The organism is Nocardioides sp. P5_C9_2, from assembly GCF_054049555.1.
On record NZ_JBFUMD010000168.1, the window covers coordinates 1 to 7,247 of the forward strand.

The 7,247-nt window shown below is 73.1% G+C and carries 7 protein-coding genes; 3 read left to right on the forward strand and 4 right to left on the reverse strand.

What is annotated here, in order from left to right:
• The 4 genes from ACXJKL_RS10235 to pepN form a co-directional block, all read right to left on the reverse strand.
• A partial coding sequence (locus ACXJKL_RS10235; protein WP_457206953.1) for an AAA family ATPase occupies window positions 1-1,524 on the reverse strand: 1,524 nt, incomplete at its 3' end.
• Window positions 1,524-2,687 (reverse strand): exonuclease SbcCD subunit D, encoded by a 1,164-nt coding sequence (locus ACXJKL_RS10240; RefSeq protein ID WP_457206954.1) that lies wholly within the window; start codon window positions 2,685-2,687, stop codon window positions 1,524-1,526. The genes ACXJKL_RS10235 and ACXJKL_RS10240, both read right to left, overlap by 1 nt.
• Before the next feature lie 59 nt (window positions 2,688-2,746).
• Window positions 2,747-3,583 carry a formate dehydrogenase accessory sulfurtransferase FdhD gene (locus ACXJKL_RS10245; RefSeq protein ID WP_457206955.1) on the reverse strand — a complete coding sequence of 279 codons (837 nt, stop codon included), beginning with the start codon at window positions 3,581-3,583 and terminating at the stop codon, window positions 2,747-2,749.
• Window positions 3,580-6,069 (reverse strand): aminopeptidase N, encoded by a 2,490-nt coding sequence (gene pepN, locus ACXJKL_RS10250; RefSeq protein ID WP_457206956.1) that lies wholly within the window; start codon window positions 6,067-6,069, stop codon window positions 3,580-3,582. The genes ACXJKL_RS10245 and pepN overlap by 4 nt, the downstream gene beginning before the upstream one ends.
• A 183-nt stretch (window positions 6,070-6,252) precedes the next feature.
• On the opposite strand from pepN, the gene ACXJKL_RS10255 reads away from it, so the two are divergent.
• The 3 genes from ACXJKL_RS10255 to ACXJKL_RS10265 form a co-directional block, all read left to right on the forward strand.
• Entirely contained in the window at window positions 6,253-6,396 is a 144-nt protein-coding gene (locus ACXJKL_RS10255; protein WP_457206957.1) for a hypothetical protein, read from the forward strand.
• Window positions 6,397-6,441: 45 nt separating this feature from the next.
• A complete protein-coding gene (locus ACXJKL_RS10260) occupies window positions 6,442-6,906 on the forward strand; it encodes an OsmC family protein (RefSeq protein WP_457206958.1) in 465 nt (154 codons plus the stop codon).
• A gap of 127 nt (window positions 6,907-7,033) precedes the next feature.
• Window positions 7,034-7,247 (forward strand): VOC family protein (locus ACXJKL_RS10265; protein ID WP_457206959.1); only part of this gene is annotated, 214 nt, incomplete at its 3' end.

Consider the following 7,247-nt stretch of genomic DNA (forward strand, 5'->3'; position numbering starts at 1 on the left):
GCTCGCCCCCACCGCGATCTGCGACGCCAGCTCGGCCGCCATCCCGTCGAGGCGGGCCTCGCGTATCTCGAGCCACCGCTCCTTGAGGGCGGTGACGTCGGCGCGTGCGGTGTCCCGGTCGGCCACGGCTCGACGGAGCACGGGCGCGAGCGCCGTCCGATCCCGGGCGGCATCACGCCGGGCCCGGACCTGCTCGACCCGGGCGGCAGCGCCGGGCAGCAGGACCACCGCCTCCTCTGCCATGCGCAGGTCGGCTCGCAGCCGAGCCAGCCGCTGGGGGAGTGCGTCCGCCCGCGAGACGGCGGCGGTCAGGTCGACCTCGACCTGACCGATGAGGGCGCTCACCTCGTCGCACAGGCGCCGGACCTCGTGGAGCCGATCGGCGTCGGGGCGCAGCGCCTCGGCCCGCTGGAGGGTGGCCGCCGAATCGGCGAGCGACTGGGGCAGGTCGTCGCCGGCCTCGGGTCCCACTGTCGGGGGACCGACCAGTGAGCTCCAGGCCGCCAGTGCGCGCGCCGCCTCCCGTCGGGCCACGTCACGCAGCGCCTCGGCCTCGACGAGTGCGTCGTCGAGGCCGAGCAGCCCGGCCGCTCGCTGCGCCCGCTCGACGCGGGTCCGCGCTGCGTCGTGCGCCTCGGCATCGTGCGTGGCCACGACCGCTGCCGCCTCGGCGTACGCAGCCTGCAGGTCACGGACCTGCTCGGCGTCGGAGAGTCGGCGCGAGGCCAGGTCGGAGGTGTCCACGGCCACGGCCACCGCGACGGCGGCGGAGTAGGCCCTGGCGCGAGCCCCGGCCTGCACGCCGTCGAGCCACGAGCGCAGCTCAGCGGGCGAGGCCTCGTCGTCGGGGATCGACCGGTCGGCCGACTCGCTGATGCGGCTCACCAACGCGGCCACCGCAGTCGCATGCTGCTCGGACGCGCGGCGGACCGAGACCCGGTGCTCACGCAACCAGCGCTCGACCTGGTCGAAGCGACCCGTCCGGAACACTTGCTGCAGCAGCGCGTGGCGCTCCTCCGAGCGGGCCCGCAGGAACGCCTGGAAGCGGCCCTGGGGGAGCATCGCGACCTGGCAGAACTGGGGCAGGTTCATCCCGACCAGCCGGGTCATCAGGTGACCGGCCTCGTCGAGGCGGGTGGAGCGGGTGACCCAGACCCCCTCGACCCGCTCGGTGAGGTGCACCGACGCCTGCTCGGTGGTGATGCCGGTGCCCCGCCGCTTGGGACGCTGCCAGGCGGGGGAGCGCTCGACGCGCCACCGTCGTCCCGACAGGGTGACCTCGAGCGTCACGGTGGGGGCCACGCCCGGGGCGGCCTGGTCGCACCGGAGCCGCTTGGCGGCCGAGCGGTCGCCGGGGACGTCGCCGTACAACGCGAAGCAGACGGCGTCGAGGATGCTCGACTTGCCCGCACCCGTGGCACCGCTGAGCAGGAAGAGTCCGGCCGCCGACAGGGCGTCGAAGTCGACGGACACGGTCTCGGCGAACGGCCCGAACGCGGTGGCCTCGAGGGTGTGCAGGCGCATCAGGCCCCCCCGACCAGGACGTCGAGGTCGGTGTCCTCGCAGCAGGCGTCGACCGCCTCCCGCAGCAACGCGGCCTCGGCGACCGAGGCGGGGGCGCCGCGCAGCTCGGCGACGAAGTCGAGGGCGACGTCGTGGTCGCTGCGGCCGGCTGCCCGTGCCGCGGGGGTGGTGCCGATCGGACCGCCCTCCGGCGCGAAGCCGAGGACGAGGGCGTGCGGGAACCGGGCGCGGAGCCGGTCCATCGCGTGCACCGGACGCACCCGGTCGGTGAGGGTCGCCTGCACCCAGGCGTCCTCGTGCACGTCGAGCCGGTGATCGGCCAGCAGCGTCTCCAGGTCGCCGGTCAGCCTGGCCAGCCGACGAGGCACCGGCGCCTCCACGAACTCGGCGTGGGCGAGGCCGTCGGCGTCGAGGTCCACGAGCCACGACCCCTTGTGGTGGTCGGTCTCCGAGAAGGAGTAGGCCAGTGGGGAGCCGCTGTAGCGGATCGACTCACTGAGGGTGTGGCGCCCGTGGAGGTGTCCGAGGGCGACGTAGTCGATGCCGTCGAAGGCCGAGGTGGCCACCCGGGAGACTCCGCCGACGCTGATGTCGCGCTCGGAGTCCGAGGGCTCGGCCCCGGCGACGAACGTGTGCGCCATGACCACCGAGCGGGTGCGCCCGCTGCGACCCGCGAGGTCGCCACGGACCCGGGTCATGGCCGCGTCGAGCGCGGCCTGGTGGGTCCGGGTCGGCAGCTGCCAGGGCTCGGCCAGGGCGCGCGGGTCGAGGTAGGGCAGGGCGTGGACCGCGACCGGCCCGTGCTCGTCGTCGAGCAGGATCGGAGCGCCGATCGTGGCCGCCGCCGTCCGGATGAAGACGCCCGCGGCGTCGATGAGCCGGGACCCGAAGCCGAGGCGCTGGGCGGAGTCGTGGTTGCCGCTGGTGACGACGAGACGCGCGGGGGAGGCGGCGAGACGGGCGAACGCCTCGTCCGCGAGGTGGACCGCGTCGACGTGGGGGAGGGCCCGGTCGTAGACGTCACCCGAGACCAGCACGACGTCGACCTGCTCGGTCGCGACCACCTCGAGGAGGTGGTCGACGAACGCACCCTGGTGCCCGAGGAGGTCCTCCCGGTGGAAGGACCTCCCCAGGTGCCAGTCGGAGGTGTGCAGGATGCGCATGGGTCGAACCTAATTTCGACCACCGACAGTGGGTGGGATCCCACGCCGCGGGCAGGGACTCAGGCGTACTGGACGCACCGGCGCGAGGAGGTGAAGCCGTACAGCACGAGGCCGGCCTCGCGGGCGAGGTCGACCGACAGGCTCGTGGGGGCGCCGACGGCGACCAGGCTCCCGATCCCTGCAGTCACGGCCTTCTGGACGAGCTCGAAGCCGGCGCGGCCGCTGACCACCAGGCACGCTGCACCGGTCGTACCGCCCGCCAGCACCCGGGTGCCGATGACCTTGTCGACGGCGTTGTGCCGACCGACGTCCTCACGGACCACCTCGAGCACGCCGTCGGCGGTGGCCAGCGCGGCGGCGTGCACGCCCCCGGTCCGGTCGAACAGCTGCTGGCCCGTCCGCAGGCGGTCCGGGAGGGCCCGGGCGACCTCGGGCGGGGGGACCTCACCGGCCCAGGGGGCGCCGTGCACGACGTCGAGGACCTCGGCCACGCTGTCCTTGCCGCAGACCCCGCAGGCCGACGATCCCGCGCTGCGGGCCTCGTGCCGGTGTGCGGCACCGATGTCGGTGCCGGGTGCCACGGTGATGGTCACGACGTTGAACTCCTGCTCCGGACCGAGGTCCACGTCGGTGCAGTAGGCCACCTGACGGATCGACCCTGGAGGGAAGAGTGACTCGCTCGCCGCGAAGCCCGCCGCCAGCTCGAAGTCGTGACCCGGCGTGCGCATGGTCACCCACACCCGTCGCGCCGGCACGCCGGGCACGGCCAGCCTGATCTCCAGGGGCTCCTCCGTCGCCAGCCGGTCCTCGTGGTCCCGGGTGCCGTCGTCGACGTGCTCGGTGACCCGGGTCCGCACGGAAGGGCCGGGCCGGCGGGCGCGGGCACTGGTCGTCATGCCGGCACCGAGCGGGCGTCCTGGCGCCGCCGCAGCTCGTCGGCCATCACCCGCAGCTGGCGACGCAACGACAGGTCGAGGGACTCGTCACCGGAGAGCCGGTCGGCCCGGTTCACCGTTGCCGGGTCCCGCGAGGTGATCGGGAAGAACCAGCAGGCCGCGTCCGCGAGCACCCAGCCCGTGCGGTGCGAGGGAGTCTGGGGGAGGTCGGTGAAGAAGCGTTCGACGTACGGCGTCGTCAGGTGCTCCTGGTCCGGCAGCCACATGCCCTGCCCGGTCGCCTGCAGCTCGTAGTTGGGCACGTCCTCGACACCCGTGAAGCGTCCCCAGGCCCAGGCCTTCGACGCGTCGTCCGGCAGCGACGCGACCGCGCGCGCATGGTCGACCCGCGACGTCGCGGTCGGCTGCTCGGCGAGGAACCGGTCGAGCGTGGTCCGGTCGGTGCCCCCCAGCGCGGCGAGCCGCACGAGCAGACGCCAGCGCAGGCTGAGGTCCACGTCGATGCCGTCGGGGACCGTGCCTCCGAGCCAGCGGCCGAGCTCCTCGGTGCTCCGGCACGACGCGACCGCGCCCTGGAAGGCGGCGAGCTGGACGGTGCTCTGCGGCTCGGCGGTGGTGGCGCGTGCCAGGCAGGCCTGGTGCAGCGCCTCGAGGGCAGCCCGCGGATCGGTCGCGAGCGGGGCGACCTTGGTGAGCAGCCACTCCATCAGCAGCATCTTGCTGGGCGACGAGGCCCAGCCGTTGAAGGAGAGCGGCTCGTCGCTGGTCTCGTCGGGGAGGGTGACCACAGCGACGGCGAGCACGTCCTCGGCGGTGGCGCCACCGAGCTCGAAGGCGCTGCGCAGGTTGTTCCAGACGGCTGAGCGCTCCATCGGGTCCCGGCTGGAGCGCATCACCGAGGGCAGGAGGGAGATCGTCGTGGCGTCGGGCCGGGCCAGCAGCCAGGAGCTCTCGTCCACGTCGATGACCACGGCCTCGTCGGCACCGACGTCGAGCGGCGTGGCCTCCGACGACAGCGTCACCGGCACGCGTCGGGCGGCCCCGCTCGCCGGGGTGACCGCGAGGGTGAGGGTGTGCGTGCGCTCCACGGGCTCGACCGTCGGGGGAGTGCGCCGMAGGACCCCCGACTCCCGGTCGTGCGCCACGGTGTCCACGCCGCGCGTGCGCAGCCAGGCGTCGGTGACGTCGGACAGGTCACCGGCGCCGGCCCGCTCCCAGCTCGCGAACAGGTCGTGCATGGTTGCGTTGCCGAAGCGGTGGGTCTCGAAGTGGTCGATGACGCCGCGGAAGAACACGTCGTCGCCGATGCGTCCGTTGAGCTGCTTGAGCAGGGTCGAGCCCTTGACGTAGGAGATGCCGTCGAAGTCCTGCAGGGCGGCGGTCGCGTCCACCGCACCGTTGCCCGCCACCGGGTGCGTCGCGGGCCCGGCGTCCGCGAGCAGGCCCCACTGACGGCGCATGTAGGAGCTGTGCACCCACGCGTCGTCGTACTGCGTGACGTCGGCGGCGACCCGGGTGCCGATGTACTCGGCGAAGGACTCGTTGAGCCACAGGTCGTCCCACCACACCGGGGTGGTGAGGTTGCCGAACCACTGGTGGGCCATCTCGTGGGTCACGGTCGTCGCGCGCACGATGCGGGCACCGCGGGTGACCTTGGAGGTGAAGATCAGCGGGTCGCGGAAGGTCACGCAGCCCGGGTTCTCCATCGCTCCGGCGTTGAACTCGGGCACGAACGCCTGGTGGTAGCTGCCGAACGGGTAGCGGATCCCGAACAGCCGGTGCATCTCGTCGAATCCCTGGCGGGTCAGGGTGAGGAGCTCGTCCGCGTCCGCCTCGAGCTCGCGGGCCAGGCTGGCGCGGGCCGAGAGCCCCAGCGGGATGCCGTCGTGCTCGTCGGTCACGAGGTGGTACGGACCCGCGACGACGGTGACGAAGTACGTCGACAGCGGAGGCGTCTCCGCGAACACCCACGACCCCGGCTCGACCTGCTCACCGGGAGCGTTGGCGACCACGACCCAGTCCTCCGGCGCCCGCACTGTCAGTCGGTACGGCGCCTTGAGGTCGGGCTGGTCGAAGCAGGCGAAGACGCTGGGGGCCGCGTCCATGAACGACATGCCGTAGACGTAGTGGCGCCCGTCGGCCGGGTCGACGCTGCGGTGCAGCCCCTCGCCGTCGTTGCGGAAGCGCATGACCGCATCGACGACCAGCTCGTTGTCACCGGCGACGGTGTCGATCGGGACCCGGCCCTGACGGAGCAGCTCCGGGTCGACGCGGTCCCCGTTGAGCGTGATCGTCCGCACCGAGGCCGGCTTGAGGTCCACGAAGGTGGCACCTCCGCGGCTGCGGAACCGGATCGTGGTGTGGGAGGCGAACGTCGCCTCGTCCGACGCCAGGTCCAGCGAGACGTCGTACGACGTGATGTCGAGCAGCTCTCGTCGGTCGATCGCTTCGGTGCGCTGCAGGCTCAGGTAGGGGGATCCACTCACCCCGCCACCCTAGCCACCGACCCGGGGTCGCGGGTGGGGGAGATCACCCCTGGGAAGGTCGGGACCAGCGGGGCGACGGACGTACGATGTAAGAGTMGCGCAAGCGGACATGTTCATTACACGCACCCGCCCGTCGAGGGCATCGACAGCCTGGCCCGGGACGGGCCGGAAGGAAGCACAGCCATGAGCACCCAGCTCCACCTCGCCAACGGAATCGTCGACGGACGCATCCACTCCGACGAGGACCCCGCCCTGCGACGCAACGTCCAGCTGGCCCGCCAGGAGCAGCGCCGCGCCCGTCGCGCCGCGCGTCGCGCGTCACGCTGATCCCGACCCGGCCGCCGCAGGCGTCAGGTCCCTAGGGTGGGCACCATGAGCGACGCATCCGGGACCCAGCCGAGCACCTCGATGACCGGGCCGGACCCGGTGCGCAGCATCGGGCTGACAAAGATCGGGGAGGGCCGCTTCAAGGCCACCAACGCCCGCGGCGGCGAGACCTTCATGGGGTCCGGGGGAGACGACCCCGACTTCACTCCGGTCGAGCTCCTGCTCGCTGCCATCGCCGGGTGCAGTGCCATCGACGTCGACCTGATCACGCGCAAGCGGGCGCCGAGCACGACCTTCGAGCTCACCGCGCAGGGCGAGAAGGTGCGCGACGAGCACGGCAACCACCTCACCGGCCTGCGCCTGACCTTCGACGTGCAGTTCCCCGAGGGACCCGACGGGGATGCCGCCCGCGCGTTCCTGCCGCGAGCCATCGAGCAGTCCCGGGACCGCCTGTGCACCGTGAGCCGCACCGTCCAGCTGGGCGCGGACATCTCCTACGAGCAGGGCTGAGCCCCGCCACGACCAAGGACCTGGCGCGCCTGGCCGCTCTCCTGGAGGGACGAGGTTGAGGCCTCAACCCCCGTATCCCGTCCGCGACCGCCCTTCGGGCGCCGGCCTCGGGTGCCATGCTGGCGCCATGAGATCTCGCGGTGCGGGCATGTGGTGGGGGATGGCGATCGAGGCACCGGACCCCGGCGCCCTGGCCGAGTTCTACGCGGCGCTGCTCGACTGGCCGATCGTCCACACCGAGCCGGGCACGACTGTCGTCGCGACGGCCGAGGCCGGCCCGTTCGTGGTCTTTCAGCAGGCCGAGGGGTACGAGCGGCCGGTGTGGCCCCCCGCCGACGGGC